Below are 16,920 nucleotides of genomic sequence, written 5' to 3' on the forward strand. Positions count from 1 at the left end.
TTCGCAATTTTATACTCTATAAAGCTCTAAGATACGCAAACATCAAGAATAAACGCGCCCCCTCCAAATATTAACTAGGCTTTAAATGTTCGCCTGATATGACACGCACGTCGCGAAGATGTTAAGCGGCGGAAATTATTAAGCGGCATTCGCACAAGCTAGCGTGGAAAATCCGGGCCCCCTTCTCCGGCTCGAATTGCATGATGCCTTTCCAGCGCAGGTTCACATGAGCCATGTTCTCCACAATTTCGCTTTATTTGCGGATGTCGGACCGCTGTCATCATGGGCAGTGTCTGGCGGCAGATAGGCGTGACCAGTCGCCATTCGGTAAAGGACACGTTCATGACTTCTATTCTTTCCTCACTGTCTGCTGTGCAGATATCCAAGCTTTCCACGGCCACAATCGCCAGCCTAACCTCTGAAGACGTGAATGCCCTTGACAGCACCAAGATCAAGGCCCTCTCGTCGTCTCAGATCGCTTCTTTGAGCACAGATAACCTTGCTCTTTTCAGCTCTGAAGACCTTCGGGCCATCTCCGTGAGCGCCTTTAAGGGACTGACCCTGACCCAGATCGCAAAACTGAGCTCCGCTCAGATCGGCGGTCTGTCGGCGTCTCAGGTTACGGCACTTTACACCAGCCAGATTGACGCCCTCTCCACCGACCAGATCAAGGCTCTTAACTCGGCTCAGGTCGCCGGTCTCAGCTCCGCACAGGTTGCAACCCTGAACAGCAGCGAACTGGCTCTGTTCTCGACCGACGAAATCAAGGCCATCAGCGCCAATGCCATCGCCGGTCTTTCCGCCGCAGCGCTCGCTGCTCTCAGCACCGAAAACGCCGCCGCACTGACAAAATCCCAGATCGCCGCCCTGTCTTCGACGCAGCTGAACGCCCTGTCTTCCGACAGCCTTGCCACCTTCTCCGCCGATGAAGTCAAGGCCATCAGCACCAAGCTCCTCGCCGGCCTCGACGTCAGCAAGCTGAGCACTGGCAACATCGCCGCCCTGAGCAGAACGCAGATTTCGGCACTGTCCTCGGCACAGTTCGCAGCTCTCTCGACCGATCAGATCAAGGCGCTCAACTCCGATCAGATCGCCGGTCTCAGCTCCGCACAGGTCGCCACCCTGAGCAGCAGCGAACTGGCTCTGTTCTCGACCGACGAGATCAAGGCCATCAGCGCCAATGCCATCGCCGGTCTTACCCTGGCTGGTCTCGGCACCGAAAACGCCGCCGCTCTGACAAAAACGCAGATCGCCGGCCTGTCTTCGACACAGCTGAACGCCCTGTCTTCCGACAGCCTTGCCACCTTCTCCGCCGATGAAGTCAAGGCCATCAGCACGAAGGCACTCGCTGGCATCGACGTCACCAAGCTGAGCACTGGCAACATCGCCGCCCTGAGCAGAACGCAGGCAGCGGCGCTTTCCTCGGCGCAGTTCGCAGCCCTGTCGACCGATCAGATCAAGGCACTCACCTCCGATCAGGTCGCCGGTCTCAGCTCCGCACAGGTCGCCACCCTGAACAGCAGCGAACTGGCATTGTTCTCCTCTGACGAGATCAAGGCTATCAGCGCCAATGCCATCGCCGGTCTTTCCGCCGCTGCACTTGCTGGCCTCGGTACAGAAAACGCCGCCGCACTGACAAAGACGCAGATCGCTGGCCTGTCTTCGGCACAGCTCAACGCCCTGTCCTCCGACAACCTTGCCACCTTCTCTGCCGACGAGGTCAAGGCCATCAGCACCAGAGCCCTCGCCGGTCTTGATGCCAGCAAGCTGAGCACCGGCAACATTGCGGCCCTGAGCAGAACGCAGATTTCGGCACTGTCCTCGACACAGTTCGCAGCTCTCTCGACCGATCAGATCAAGGCCCTCAACTCCGATCAGGTTGCCGGTCTCAGCTCCGCCCAGGTTGCGACCCTGAACAGCAGCGAACTGGCACTCTTCTCGACCGACGAGATCAAGGCCATCAGCGCCAATGCCATCGCCGGTCTTACCCTGGCTGGTCTCGGCACCGAAAACGCCGCCGCTCTGACAAAAACGCAGATCGCCGGCCTGTCTTCGACACAGCTGAACGCCCTGTCTTCCGACAGCCTTGCCACCTTCTCCGCCGATGAAGTCAAGGCCATCAGCACGAAGGCTCTCGCAGGCATCGACGTCACCAAGCTGAGCACCGGTAACATCGCCGCCCTGAGCAGAACGCAGGCAGCGGCACTGTCCTCGGCGCAGTTTGCAGCTCTCTCGACCGATCAGATCAAGGCCCTTACCTCCGATCAGGTCGCCGGCCTCAGCTCCGCTCAGGTCGCCACCCTGAGCAGCAGCGAACTGGCGCTGTTCTCGACTGACGAGATCAAGGCCATCAGCGCCAATGCCATCGCCGGTCTTACCCTGACTGGTCTCGGCACCGAAAACGCTGCGGCATTGACCAAGACACAGATCGCCGGCCTGTCTTCGACACAGCTGAACGCCCTGTCTTCCGACAGCCTTGCCACCTTCTCCGCCGATGAAGTCAAGGCCATCAGCACGAAGGCTCTCGCAGGCATCGACGTCACCAAGCTGAGCACCGGTAACATCGCCGCCCTGAGCAGAACACAGGCCGCAGCACTTTCCACGGCGCAGTTCGCAGCTCTGACGACCGATCAGATCACGGCCCTCGGCTCCGATCAGGTCGCCGGTCTCAGCTCCGCCCAGGTTGCGACCCTGAGCAGCAGCGAACTGGCACTCTTCTCGACCGATGAGATCAAAGCGATCAGCGCAAATGCCATCGCCGGTCTTTCCGCGGCGGCGCTCGCGGGCCTCGGCACCGCAAACGCCGCGGCACTGACAAAGACGCAGATCGCTGGCCTGTCTTCGGCACAGCTTGGCGCCCTGTCCTCTGATAGCCTTGCCACCTTCTCGACCGACGAGGTCAAGGCCATCAGCACCAAGGCACTCGCAGGCCTCGATGCCAGCAAGCTGAGCACCGATAACGTCGCCGCCCTGAGCAAAGCACAGGCCTCAGCGCTCTCTTCGGCACAGTTCGCGGCCCTGTCGACCGACCAGATCAAGGCCCTCAACTCCGATCAGGTTTCCGGCCTCAGCTCCGCACAGATCGCGACCCTGAACAGCAGCGAACTGGCACTCTTTTCGACCGATGAGATCAAAGCGATCAGCGCAAATGCCGTCGCCGGTCTCTCCACAGCTGCCATTGGTGGTCTGAACAGCGCCCAGGCCGGCGCTCTCTCGCCCCAGCAGCTCAAGGTCATGAACGATGCACAGGTCGAGGCGGTCATCAAAGCCTACAAGGCAGTATAAGACTTAAACGACCAGAAAACCTACGACGCGGCTCAGGGCCGCGTCGTAACATTTTAATTGCAGAATGCCCCAGAAGGACATTCAGTCTCTGTCATGGCAAAAATATCCATCATCATTCCGGCCTTCAACATGGCCAGTCTTATCGGCGAGACACTCGACAGTGTTCTGCGTAATGAAACCGAAATGGATATCGTCGTTGTCGACGATGCCTCCACCGACAATACCTGCGACATCGTTGAGCAATACATGGCGCGGCACGCCAATATAAGGCTGATGCGCAGCGAGACGAACACCGGCCCGGGCGTCGCCCGCAACAGGGCGCTGGCGACAATCGACAGCGAATATTGCCTGTTTCACGATGCTGACGACCTCCTGCATGGGGGAGCCGTCGATACCGTTCTGCCCTTGATGGATGATACGAATATCGATGTCGCGGCATTCAGATATAGCGTGCTGAGAACGGCCGGTGGCGCTCCTGGCGAAATGGCGCCTATCGACAAGAATATCTGGGATAGCGTCCTCGGTAGTCGCGACAGCGCCATGATCGATCTCGACTCGACCGCGCAGTTCCTGGTGACGATCAATTACCCGTGGAACAAGATACTGCGGACATCTTTCATTCGCCAGACGAACTGGCGCTTCTCCACCGCGCGGATCAACGAAGACATCCTGCCGCATTGGGCGGCCTATATGAATGCCGGGCGCTTTCTGGCCATCAACAGCAGCCTGACAACACATCGCCTCATCCCGGGACGGGAGCAGCATACGAGCACTTTCGACGAGCGCCGACTTGAAATGTTCGCGGCGCTGAAAGACACCGAAAAGCTTTTCCTGGAAAATCCGATCTTCAGGGCAAAATATTACCCGATCTTCATCGTCTTCAAGGCAGGTCTGCTGGAATGGGCGGCCAAGCAGATGCGGGAGGACCTGCACGGTCTTTTCCGGGAATATGTCGCATATTCATACCAATACTTCACGGACGAAGACTTCGACAGTGTCTATAGGATAAACCCGTCAATCGCTCTGGCGAGTTACAGGATGAAACATTCCCGTCGCTAGACATGTGAGCGATCCTTATTGCGGCGCGACAGCATCAACGCCTCAAAAGCCGGCGCCTGACTGGGAGAAACCTTCGCTCCGCCGGGCCGCCGGCTGATCTGGACACGCAACGCCGCTTCAAACACATCCAGCCACAGGCAAGTTACCTGCGATAGCTAAGTACGGCCCATCAACAGGCCGTTTTTATCTTCGACCCTTTGTCGCCTTGCCGCAGGATGTCATGACCGCCAACCACGTCTCTCCTTCAAACGATGACACCGCTCCCAGCGCACTTGATCTTGCGCGGAACCAACGGTTAAGTCTCATGGATCTGCTGAGCGTGACCGAGGCGCTCAATGCTGCCGGCCAACGAGCCGCTGCTGTGGAACTCTACAAGACCTGGGTCGCATTCAACGACAACAATCCCGTCATTCATCTTGCCTATTTCAACTATGCCGTCGCGCTCAGCCAGCTCGGCGACCGCGCGGGCGCCGTACAGGCATTCCGCGCCTGTTTGAAGGCCAATCCGCAATTCGCTCCCGGCCATATCAATCTCGGTCGTGTCCTTGAAGACAGCGGGTTGATCGGCCAGGCAGTGGAACAGTGGTCGCATTATGCCGAGACGACGAAACATCTCGACGCCGAAGCGGTGGGCCATCGGCATATGGCCCTGCAGAACATCGGCCGGGTCCTCGAAGGCGCCGGAAAGCTTGATGACGCTGAGACCGCCTTGCTGCAGGCGTTCGAGCTGCGGCCGGAATTGCCGGAAGCAGGCCAGCACTGGGTGTCATTGCGGCAGCGGCAGTGCAAATGGCCGGTGCTTGCGCCCTCGAACCACGTCCCTGCCCGCAAGATGCTCGACGCCATGTCGTCGCTGACGCTGAGCTGTTACGCCGACGATCCGATGTTCCAGCTGGCCAAGGCATATCGCTATAGCAAAACGGTGGTCGGCACGCGCCCGGACCTCAGCCGTTTTCCGCGCAGATCACCGAAGCAGAAGTCCGGGACCGGTGAGCGGCTGCGCGTCGGCTACCTCTCGTCGGATCTTCGCGATCATGCCGTAGGCTTCGCTCTTTGCGAGGTTCTGGAGTTGCATGACAAGAACAGCCTTGACGTCTTCGCCTATTATTGCGGTAACGTCCGCAACACTGACAGCACGCAGGAGCGGATCAAGGCAGCGGTTCATTGCTGGCGGGATATCCATGGCCTCGACGATGCCGCGGCGGCATCGCAGATCATTTCCGACGACATTGATATCCTGATCGACGTGAATGGCTACACCAAGGACGCTCGCACGAAGATTTTCGCCTATCGTCCCGCGCCTGTTATCGTCAGTTTCTGCGGCTATCCCGGATCGATGGGAAGCCCCTTCCATCATTATCTGATCTCCGACGGCTACATGATCCCGCCGGAGAACGACATCTATTACTCCGAAAAGGTCCTGCGCATCGCCTGTGACCAGCCGCTTGACCGCAAGCGCCTAATCGCCGCCCGGCCAAGCCGGGCCGAGGTCGGACTGCCAGAGGATGCATTCGTTTATGCCAGCTTCAACGGCATGCAGAAGATTACCGAAAGCTGCTTTGCGCGATGGATGACGATCCTGTCTGAAACGCCCGGCAGCCTGTTGTGGCTGCTGGCGGGCGATGAAGATGTCAATCAACACCTGCAAGGCATCGCAGAAAAAAGTGGCATCGCACCGGAACGGCTCGTATTTGCGCCGAAGGTCCCGAACCCGCAACATATTGCCCGTATTGGCGTCGCCGATCTGTTTCTGGATACGTTCCCCTATGGCGCTCACTCCACAGCCGCGGATGCGATAACATCCGGCCTGCCCGTCCTCACCATGCCCGGCAAGACATTTGCGGCGCGCTTCTGCGGCAGCATCGTCACGGCAGCGGGTGTTCCGGAAATGATTTGTTCTTCGCCGGAAGATTATGTCGCCCGCGCCATCGGTTTCGAACGCGACCGGAAGAGCCTTCTGGAGGTTAGAGAATCGATCGCCCGGCAGCGCGACACCAGCGTATTGCGCGATATCCCCGCTCTGGCGCAACGTCTGGAAGAGCTGTTCTGGCAGATGCAGGGCGAATGTGAGCGCGGCGAGACACCGGTGCCGGATCTCAGCAATCTCGATCTCTATTACGAACTGGGCGCGGAAGCCGTATTCGAGAACATAGAGTTTGAAGACGAGCAGAGCTACCGCAACCGCTACCTCAAGAAGCTTACCCAGTGGCACGACTATGCGCCAATTCCCTATGACCGTCGCCTCTGGCAGAAACCGGACAACTGAGCGCGGACTATTCTCGACCGGCCGGGGCACGCGCTGCACGGCAGCTCTTCGATGCAAATCTTGACCGCCCGCCGGGCGACGTATGAACAGGACTGATTATCAATGTTCGCGGACGAAAGAATTGTCATTGTGGGCGCCGGGCTTTCCGGCGCAGTCATTGGCCGGGAGCTTGCACTGGCAGGCCATATGGTCGACATCGTCGACGCCCGCGATCACATTGCCGGCAATTGCCACACCGAACGCGACAGTGAGACTGGCGTCATGGTGCATGTTTACGGTCCGCATATCTTCCATACCGACGACAAGGAAGTCTGGGACTATGTGAACGGCTTCCAGACGTTCATGCCCTACAAGAACCGCGTCAAGACGACGAGCGGCGAGCGCGTCTATTCGCTGCCGGTCAATCTGCATACGATCAACCAGTTTTTCGGCAAGAATTTCCGACCCGATGAAGCCCGGGCCTTCATCGAGGAAAAGGCCGACAAGTCGATTACCGACCCACAGACCTTTGAGGAGCAGGCGCTACGCTTCGTCGGCCGCGATCTCTATGAGGCCTTCTTCAAGGGATATACCGAGAAGCAATGGGGCTGCTCGCCGACAGAGCTGCCGGCCTCGATCCTGAAGCGCCTACCGGTGCGCTTCAACTATGACGACAACTACTTCTTCCACAAATATCAGGGCATGCCGGAAACCGGCTATACGGACATGATCGAGCGCATCCTCGATCATCCGAACATCACCGTCAGGCTTGGCACACATTTCCAGCGCACCGAGGCGCCCGCCTCCGGGCACGTTTTCTATTCCGGTCCGCTTGACGGTTATTTCGACTTCGAATTCGGCCGCCTGGCATACCGGACGCTGAACTTCGAACGCTTCACCTATGACGGCGACTACCAGGGCTGCGCGGTGATGAACTATGGCGATGTTGCGGTACCCTTTACCCGCATCACCGAACACAAGCACTTTTCTCCGTGGGAGGAACATGCAGGCTCCGTCTGCTACAGGGAGTTCTCCCATGAATGCGGCCCGCAGGACATTCCCTATTATCCCATCCGGCTGGTCGAAGACAAAGAACAGCTTGCCGAATATGTGGCGCGTGCCGAACGGGAAGCGTCGGTAACCTTTGTCGGACGGCTGGGGACCTATCGTTATCTCGACATGGATGCGACCATTCGAGAGGCGCTCGATACCGCCCGGCTCTATCTCGCCAGGCAATCGGAGGGCGCACCCATGCCGGCATTTCTGCATTCGCCCGTCTGAGACGGATCTGTCGCGTTCTTCTCCATAACACCCGCCGGCTTTACCGGAGCTCGCCGACGTTTTGCCGCGACGGCATAACGTCCCTCGCCGGCGGCGTTAAAGACAAGTATCGCAAAGGGAGATCGGCTGAGACGTAGCAACTTCAGGTTCAGGCAAGCCCGATTGCGTAATCAACATCTGAAAAATGGTGGACCCGAATAACCGATGCCCCTTTGGGGGGCTTGGGCGGAAAATCCACCTGTTAAGCTTGGACTTTAGGATTTTTCAGACATGACGTCGATCATTTCTTCCCTGAATGTCAATCAGATCAGATATCTTTCGACAGAGGCGGTCGCAGCCTGGACAACCGACGACGTGGCGTCGCTTTCCACAACGCAGATCAAAGCGCTCTCGTCGGCTCAGATCGCGGCGTTGGATGTAGAGGATGTCAAAGTCCTCAACTCGCAACAGTTGAGCGCCATTTCGCAGGTCGCCATCGTTGGCCTGACGCTGGATCAACTCAATATTCTCGATCAATACGCCATTAAAAGTCTGAATTCGAGCCAGGTTTCTGCGCTCACCACCACCCAGCTTCAGGCCCTGACGACCGATCAAGCGGAGGCTTTGACCTCATCTCAGGTGCGCGCCCTCAGTGCGACGCAAATTGCCGCCCTGAGCGCGGAAGATATCGCAACATTCTCAACCGCTGATATGGCCGCGATCACGAACAGAGCCGTGCCGGGCCTGAGCACGGAAGTGATTGCAGGACTGACCCCGGATCAAATCGCGGCCCTGAGCACAAGCGCCGTTGCAAGCCTGACAACCGACCAGATCGCGGTCCTGAGCCCGGATCAGGCCGAAGCCCTTACGCCGGCACAGGTCAGGGTGTTGAGCTCGATGCAACTCGCGGCCCTCGGCACAGATGACATAGCGACATTCTCCACCGCCGACATCGCGGCGATTACCGTCAAAGCCATGCCGGGCCTCAGCACCGAAGCAATCGCAGAGTTTACCCCTGATCGGATCGCCGCCCTCAATGCAAGTGCGATTGCGGGTCTGACAATCGACCATATCGAAAGCCTGAGCACCGCCCAGATCGCCGCATTGACGACGGCTCAGATTGCCGCGCTCAAAACAACGCACATTGCCGCCTTAAGCACGAGCCAGGTCGAAGCCCTATCACCGGCACAGGTGAGATCGTTGAGTGCAGCACAATTCGTGGCCCTGAGTGCGGAGGATATAGCGACATTCTCAACCGCCGATATCGCGGAGATTACCGCCAAAGCCATGCCACGTCTGGGCACGGAGACGATCGGCGCGCTTACCAGAGATCAGGTCGCCGCATTGACGACGGCCCAGATGAACGCGCTTGGCGTCGCGCAATTCCAGGCCCTGAGCGCTGCTCAGATCGAAGCCCTGTCAACCGCTCAGATTGCCGCCCTCAACACAGGGGTGATCGCAAACCTGATCGCCGATCAGATCGAAGCCTTTAGTACCCAGCAGGTCGAAGCCCTGTCCTCGGCACAGGTGAAGTTGCTGAACTCGGTACAACTTGCGGCTCTGAGCGCGGAGGACATAGCAACATTCTCGACCGCCGATATTGCGGCGATCACGAGTAAGGCCATGGCCGGCCTCAGCACGGACGCAATCGCGGCGCTGACCACCGCCCAGATCGCAGCCCTGACCACCAGCGCCATCGCCGGCCTGACGGCCGATCAGGTCGAAGCATTGAGCACCGGTCAGGTCGAGGCCCTGTCGCCGACACAGGTGAAGTCACTGAGTTCAACGCAAATTGCGGCCCTGAGCATTGAAGATCTGGCGACATTCTCGACCGCCGATATCGCAGCCATCACCAACAGAGCCATGCCGGGCCTGAACACGGATGTTATCGCAGCCCTCACCACGGCTCAGATCGGTGCCCTGAGCACCAGTGCTATTACCGGCCTGACCTCCGACCAGATCGAAGCCCTGAGCGGCAATCAGGTCAGCCTTCTATCCGCCGCGCAGATCAAGGCATTGAGCGCAGCACAGGTCGCCGCTCTCGGCAACGATGTGACCGCCTTGTCCACCAACCAAACAGCCATGTTGAGTGCTGCGAGCGTCAAGGGTCTGACCACGGATCAGATTGCAGCGCTCAGCATCGATCAGTTCTCGGCCTTGACCACCGTCCAGATCGGAGCTCTCAGCTCGGGACAGATTGCGGCATTGAGCACGGACAATATCGCATCGCTTTCCGTGGCCCAGCTCGCGGCAATGAGCACCTCTGGCATCGTCGGACTTTCGAGCAGCCAGATCGCCGCCCTCAGCACCGATCAGGTTTCCAGACTGTCGACCAAGCAGATGGGGCGGCTGAGCGCGGCACAGGTCGCCACCCTTGGTACAGACGACATAGCCGCTCTTTCAACCGCCCAGATTGCCTCCCTGAGCGCTGCGGGCATTGCGGGACTCAGCTCGCAGCAACTGGCGACCCTCAGCACCAGCCAGGCTGAAGCCCTGACGAGTGCGCAGATCGTCAATCTCGGTTCCACACAGATTGCGCAGCTGGGAACGGACGATCTGGCGAAATTCACGACCAAGGACATCGCCGCGATCAGTTCGAGTGCGATCTCAGGATTGTCGGCGGAGACCATCGCCTCCCTGACGACAGCCCAGATTGCCGCCCTGAATATGCAAAGCATCGCTGCGTTGAGCACCGTGCAGATCGCCGCCCTGAGCATCGCCCAGGTCGAGGCCTTGACCACCGCCCAGGTCAGCGCTCTCAGCTCCAAACAGATAGCGGCCTTGAGCGCGGACGACATTGCGACATTCTCGACCAAGGACATCGCCGCGATCAGTCCGAATGCGGTCGCGGGTTTATCAACGGAAACCATGGCGTCGCTGACGACAGCCCAGATTGCAGCGCTGAGCACGGCGGGCATTGGCGCACTGAGCACCGGGCAGGTCGCCGCCTTGAGTACCGCTCAGGTCGAGGCCTTGACCAGCGCCCAGGTCGGCGCACTCAGCTCGACGCAGGTAGCGGCCCTGGGCGCAGACGATATCGCAACGTTCTCGACCAGAGACATTGCCGCGCTCAGTTCGAATGCGGTCCCGGGCCTGTCAACGCAAACCATAGCGTCGCTGACAACAGCGCAGATCGCCGCGCTGAGTACGGCCGGCATCGGCGCGCTGAGCACGGGACAGGTCGCCGCCTTGACTGGCGATCAGGTGGACGTTCTGACCAATACCCAGATTGCTGCGCTCACCTCCAAACAGGTTGCGGCTCTCAGCGTGGCTGACATTGCCTCGCTTTCGGCGGCCCAGATCGCCGCCCTCAGCACCGGCGGTATAACGGGCCTGACCACTGATCAGATCGCGGCCCTCGACACCACGCAGGTCGAGGCCCTGACCGATATCCAGGTCGGTGCTCTCAGCTCGAAACAGATTGCAGTCTTGAGTACGGATGACATAGCAACGTTCTCGACCAAGGACATCGCGGCGATCAGTTCGAATGCCGTCCCAGGTCTGTCAGCGGAAACCGTGGCGTCGATGACCACGGCTCAGATCGCAGCGTTGAGCACGGCCGGCATTGGTGGACTGAACACCGGACAGGTCGCCGTCCTGACCAGTGATCAGGTGGACGCCCTGATGAGTACCCAGGTGGGTGCCCTCACCTCCAAACAGGTTGCGGCTCTCAGCGTGGCCAGCATCGCCTCGCTTTCGGCAACCCAGATAGCCGCGCTCAGCACCGCGGGTATAGCCGGCCTGACCACTGACCAGATCGCGGCCCTCAACACCGCTCAGGTCGAGGCCCTCACCAGTGCCCAGATCGGTGCTCTCAGCGCAAAACAGATTGCGGCGCTTAGCGCCGATGATCTTGATACATTCACCGCCGCCGAACTGGCTGCCATCAGCTCGAGTGCAATCTCGGGCCTGTCGACGGCTGCAATCGCTTCGCTGACGACAGCTCAGATCGCAGCCCTGGGCACGGCGGCGCTACCCGGCCTGACCACCGACCAGATCGCGGCGCTCAGCATCACCCAGGTCGAGGCCCTCACCAGCGCCCAGGTGGGCGCCCTCACCTCCAAGCAGGTTGCCGCTCTCAGCGTAGCCGGCATCGCCTCGCTTTCAGCAGCCCAGATCGCCGCCCTCAGCACGGCGGGCGCGGCAGGCCTGACCGCTGATCAGATCACGGCCCTCAACACCGCTCAGGTCGAGGCCTTCACCAGCGCTCAGATCGGTGCTCTCGGTTCGAAACAGATTGCGGCCCTTGGCGCCGATGATCTCGATACATTCACCGCCGCTGAGCTGGCTGCCATCAGCTCGAGTGCGGTCTCGGGCCTGTCGGCAGCAACGATCGCTTCGCTGACGACAGCTCAGATCGCAGCCTTGGGTGCGGCGGCAGTGCCGGGTCTGACCACGGACCAGATCGCCGCCCTCGGCACCGGTCAGGTGAACGCGCTGACCAATGCCCAGATCGCCGCCCTCACCTCCAAACAGGTTGCGGCTTTGGATACGGCCGACATCGCCTCCCTTTCCGTAAACCAGATAGCTGCTCTGGACGCCAAGGCGATCGCAGGCCTTGGCAGCGCACAGACCGGCGCGTTGAGCATTGAACAGGTTCAGGCATTATCCACCCGTCAGATCGCATCGTTGAATTCGGATGCGCTCAAGGGCCTGTCTGCGGAGATGCTGGAGACCTTCTCGACGGAAGAACTCGCCGCGATTGGTTCAAGCGCGATAAAGGGACTGTCAACGGGCTTTATCGCCGCTCTTTCCACCGCTGAGGTTGCAGCCCTCAGCACGGCCGGCGTTGCCGGATTGACCAGCGAGCAGATCAATGCCCTTGGCAGGGACCAGATCGAAACACTCTCCACCAGCCAGATCGCCGCATTAAGTTCGGCCGGACTTGCGGGGTTGACGACTGAAGATCTGGCGACATTCTCGACCGGGGAGCTTTCCGCCATCAGTTCGACGGCGATCAAGGGACTGTCCGCCGCCGTTGTAGCGTCCCTGTCGCCTCAGGAGATCGCCGCCTTGACCACAAGCCAGGTGGCTTCGCTGAGCTACGGCCAGGTGGCGGCAATGGGATCTGCACAAATCGGAGCGCTTTCACTGTCGCAGGTCAGCGCCCTCAACGCGATGCAGGCAGCCGCGCTTGGCGGCGACGACCTCACAACATTTTCCACCGAGCAAATCATCAGCTTGAGTTCGAGCGCGATCTCGGGACTGAGCACCGGCACGCTCGCTGCCTTGACGACCTCCCAGGCGGCCGCCTTCACGCCGGGTCAGATCGCCGCCATGACGTCCGCGCAGGTTACGGCATTAAATAGCGCAAAGCCCACAAACAGCTCCGTGCAGGATATCGCCTCCTTCATCTCAACCACCGAGCAGAAGGCTGCGACCCCGGACAATACAGCCGGGACCGACACATCAGCGAACGCTTCGAGTGAGACGCAGGAGGCGTCTGACGTCGCTGCAACCATTTTGTCCTACCTGGACGTCTGACTTTCGCTCGTGAGCAGACCGGAAAATCGGTGAAGCCCCAGCCGGCTTGACCACCATGCAAGGGCATAGATGGGCGGCAGTTCCGGGCTCATATCGTTCAAAAGCAGAACACCGGGGATCAGGGTCCAACAAACCTCCGATCCCCGGCGTCAATGTTCAAAGCGATGCTTTCAGTCCCTCAGCTGAGGCCGGCATAAGAGCGGGACAGGGATCAAAACTCCTCCCAATTATCCGCCGCGGTATTCAGTGCCGCATTGCCGGAAAACGCAGCCTTGATCCTGCCGCCCAGGGCGCGGGCGGGAGAACGAGCGGGCCTGTCGGCAGGTGAAGCCGAACGCACTGGCGCAGCGGCCTCGCTGAACGAACCTTCCGACAGTTTGAACTGGGCGATCAGCCCGTTCAGCGAAGACGCCTCGCGCGCAAGGCCGTGGCTGGCGGCAGTGCTTTCCTCCACCATGGCGGCGTTCTTCTGGGTGTCCTGATCCATCTGGTTCACGGCCGTATTGATCTGCTGAAGACCTGAGGATTGCTCCTGCGCCGATTCCGCGATGGCCGCAACGTGCCGGTTGATTTCCTTCACCTCCGTCACGATCAGTTCCAGCGCCCTGCCGGTTTCGCCAACCAGCTGTACACCCTGCTGAACCTGACCGTTCGATGTCGTGATCAGGTTCTTGATCTCCTTGGCGGCGCCGGCGGAGCGCTGCGCCAGTTCGCGAACTTCCTGCGCGACAACTGCAAAGCCTTTGCCCGCCTCTCCCGCACGGGCTGCTTCAACGCCCGCATTCAGCGCCAGAAGGTTGGTCTGGAACGCGATCTCGTCGATCACGCCGATGATATTGGAAATCTCATTGGCGGATGTCGCGATCTGCTCCATTGCCGCAACGGCCTGCTGCACCACCTCCCCGGACTTTTCAGCGCCGACTTTTGCGCGGCCGACGAGGTGACCCGCTTCCTGCGCCCGTTTCGTGGCGTCTTTCACCGTCGTGGTGATCTCTTCCAGCGCAGCCGCAGTCTCTTCGACGGCGGCGGCCTGCTGCTCCGTGCGTCTCGCCAGATCGTCTGCCGCAGACCTGATCTCGTTGGCGCCGGCATCGATGCCGCGTGCGTTCTGCGCCACCTGGCTCAAGGTCGACTGCAACTGCTCCGCAGCCCGATTGAAATCACCACGGATACCGTCAAGGCCGGAGACGAATGGCTGAACGATCCGGTAGGTAACGTCGCCCTCGGCGATCTTCGAAAGGGCCGTGGCAAGATTATCGACGGCAAACTGTACGTCGGCAGCTTCCCTGGCCTTCTGTTTCTCGCGCTCGATCCGGTCCTTTTCCGAAGTCGACCGGTTGGCTTCCGTTTCATTCTCAAGCCGGAGGCGCTCGATTGCACCTTCGCGAAATGCCTGCACGGCCGCGGCCATCTGGCCAACTTCATCCCTGCGATCCATTCCGGCGATTTCGCTCGCCGTATCACCGGCCGCCAGCGATTCCATGCGCGCACGAAGCCGCGCAATCGGGGTGGTGATGCCTCGGGAAGAAACAAGCAGGCCAAGTGCGATCACAGCCAGAGAAACGAGCGCGAGCGTAATCAGGCCCGTCCAGATCGTCGTATTGGTGCTGGCTGTGAGGCGCTCTCTCCCCTCGTTCATGACCTGGATGAGCTGCTCATTGCCGGCACTGATCTTTGGCGAGACTTCGGCAATTTTTCGAAGCACGTTGAGCGCCATCTGCTGCGCTTCGGCGCGTTGCCCTGCCTGCATGAGGGCGATGACCTGATTGCCGATCTCTTCGACTTCGACAACACCCTTGAGGATATCGCGGGCGGCATCCGTGCGCGCCGGCACCAGCTCCATGATCTTGTTCTGGCGTTCCTCGAGCTGCTTCCGGTCGGCTCTGAAGGTTTTGACGGCAGCTTCGAAATCGCCGCTGGCCGGGTCGTTGAGGCTGGCGCGAAGCATCTGCATGCCGAGCGCATTGAGGTTTCCGCTGGTTCTGGCGTTCAGAACCGCAGCAAGGGCCTCATGGCCGATGAAGTCGCTATAGACGTTGTCGGTTTTTTGATATTGCAGGCTGACGTAGCTTATTCCGGAAAGCGACATCAGGCTCATCAGCGAGATGACAAAAACGACCTTCGTTTTTATCTTGGTATTCTTCAGGAAAGACATGAATGGCCTCAAGGCAAGCACTCCTCCAGCCGCCCTCGCGGGAGGCCGGGGAATATATGATGAAACATCGCGGGTAGCTGTTGCCCCTCCTCATAGGGCGACAAGCGAGTGCCATTTTCGAACCGCCGCCAGGCAGGTCTAGGTGGCTCCGCTTGTTCTACCGGCTCCGCCGATGAAACCTTGGAACCTGCGTATTTTAGATTTCACAAAATCACTAAATGAAGTGTTACCCGGACTATGCAAGTGCTGACAATCCGCTGCACCGCAAAAGCGTTCAGGCATCATTTTCACGTGTAGCGGCGGCCTCCGCGGCTATGCCGGAAACCGACGCCATAGGGCTGACCGATAGCGAGATGGCTCGGCTCCGTAACGGATGATTTTTCCGATATTTCTCACGTCAGGTCATGAAGGGCTTTGCCGAGCGGAGGTCCAACACGGAACTCGGAAAACCTGACCTCCAGGCCCTCGCGCTCCGGTGTGCAGCACATGGGCCCGACCTGATAAAATTGCGATTTTGGAAACGGGCAAAGTTTCAGCAGAGGCCAGCGGATTCCATCAGCGGATGTTTGAACGCGCAGCACGCCATCCGCAACGGTGACGCGCAGATACAGATCAGACGCGTCGCCTGCGTAGGCAGTTGTGGACCAGTCCGAGCGACCCAGAGTTAACACATTGCCGATGCAGGCAACACCGTCCGACAATTCGATACCCGCCTTGATCCAGTGTGACTCATCAATCCGGACCATGATCCCTGCCTGATCGTACAGTTCCTCATAACGTCCATGGATCCGCAATGAAGCGGTGAAATCCCCCTGCCATTCCATTCCGAAGAAGTGCCCGCTATCGCGCGTAAAGCCATAATAGGTCTCACGCCAGAAATCGGAGCCTTTATCAGTGGTGACGTGGAGGACCTGGTTATCGAGCGACCATTGCTGCGGCTCATTATGCCAAACACACCTCTCGAACATGGGTATCCCTAGCTTCGTTCATACGACGGAATCGGTGGAGTTATACGTCGAGAGAGGCAGGCTGGCCAGCACACATGCACCTGCGATCGGGAAGCTTAGAAGCCGCGAAGGCACCAGCAGCACAAGCAAAAGCAGCGTAAAGCCCCCGGCCAATAGGAGCATCTCGCCAAAGGCAAGCCAGAAGAGAGCTCGCCATCTGCCTTCACGCGTTACCTTTCAGAACATATTCGTTTATCAGGAGGATGTTCAGCAATATCGCGACCTGCGCGGGTTCAAGCAGCGCGTCGTCGAAGTAGCTGAGGTCCGCGCAAGCCTGCCGGCCCTTGTCGAACAGGGCCGCAAGCAAACGGTGCGCATCAAGATCGATGGAGCCGGCGAGTTCGAGGCAGCCCGAGTCCGGCGGCATGAAGGCGGTGTCGAAATCGGCGTAGTAGATGTCCAGCATCGCAATTGGTCTAGCGGAT

General features: G+C 59.5%; 8 protein-coding genes. 5 read left to right on the forward strand and 3 right to left on the reverse strand.

Going from position 1 to position 16,920, the window contains the following annotated elements; all coding sequences use genetic code 11:
• The first annotated feature begins 342 nt into the window (after positions 1-342).
• The 5 genes from AC5I5B_RS25675 to AC5I5B_RS25695 all read left to right on the forward strand — a co-directional run bounded on the left by AC5I5B_RS25675 (position 343) and on the right by AC5I5B_RS25695 (position 13,333).
• The gene (locus tag AC5I5B_RS25675) at positions 343-3,285 is read left to right on the forward strand and encodes a beta strand repeat-containing protein (protein ID WP_495752925.1); all 2,943 of its coding nucleotides are present in this window, start codon (positions 343-345) and stop codon (positions 3,283-3,285) included.
• 93 nt (positions 3,286-3,378) lie between these two features.
• Complete coding sequence (locus tag AC5I5B_RS25680; RefSeq protein WP_111834812.1) at positions 3,379-4,344, forward strand: glycosyltransferase family 2 protein; 966 nt, start codon at positions 3,379-3,381, stop codon at positions 4,342-4,344.
• 220 nt (positions 4,345-4,564) lie between these two features.
• Complete coding sequence (locus tag AC5I5B_RS25685; RefSeq protein ID WP_111834811.1) at positions 4,565-6,610, forward strand: O-linked N-acetylglucosamine transferase, SPINDLY family protein; 2,046 nt, start codon at positions 4,565-4,567, stop codon at positions 6,608-6,610.
• A gap of 102 nt (positions 6,611-6,712) precedes the next feature.
• Positions 6,713-7,870 carry a UDP-galactopyranose mutase gene (gene glf, locus AC5I5B_RS25690; protein ID WP_003510423.1) on the forward strand — a complete coding sequence of 386 codons (1,158 nt, stop codon included), beginning with the start codon at positions 6,713-6,715 and terminating at the stop codon, positions 7,868-7,870.
• A 270-nt stretch (positions 7,871-8,140) separates the two neighbouring features.
• Positions 8,141-13,333 (forward strand): beta strand repeat-containing protein, encoded by a 5,193-nt coding sequence (locus tag AC5I5B_RS25695; RefSeq protein WP_111834810.1) that lies wholly within the window; start codon positions 8,141-8,143, stop codon positions 13,331-13,333.
• 211 nt (positions 13,334-13,544) lie between these two features.
• Here the strand turns inward: AC5I5B_RS25695 and AC5I5B_RS25700 are convergent, their stop codons facing one another.
• The 3 genes from AC5I5B_RS25700 to AC5I5B_RS25710 all read right to left on the reverse strand — a co-directional run bounded on the left by AC5I5B_RS25700 (position 13,545) and on the right by AC5I5B_RS25710 (position 16,901).
• Positions 13,545-15,488, reverse strand: a complete 1,944-nt coding sequence (locus AC5I5B_RS25700) for a methyl-accepting chemotaxis protein (RefSeq protein ID WP_003510187.1) — start codon at positions 15,486-15,488, stop codon at positions 13,545-13,547.
• A gap of 392 nt (positions 15,489-15,880) precedes the next feature.
• On the reverse strand, positions 15,881-16,456 hold the full coding sequence (locus AC5I5B_RS25705; protein WP_060723754.1) for a DUF1349 domain-containing protein: 576 nt from the start codon (positions 16,454-16,456) through the stop codon (positions 15,881-15,883).
• A 202-nt stretch (positions 16,457-16,658) separates the two neighbouring features.
• The gene (locus AC5I5B_RS25710) at positions 16,659-16,901 is read right to left on the reverse strand and encodes a hypothetical protein (protein WP_111834809.1); all 243 of its coding nucleotides are present in this window, start codon (positions 16,899-16,901) and stop codon (positions 16,659-16,661) included.
• Between the last annotated feature and the right edge of the window lie 19 nt (positions 16,902-16,920).

The sequence above is a fragment of the Agrobacterium sp. genome (assembly GCF_059499945.1).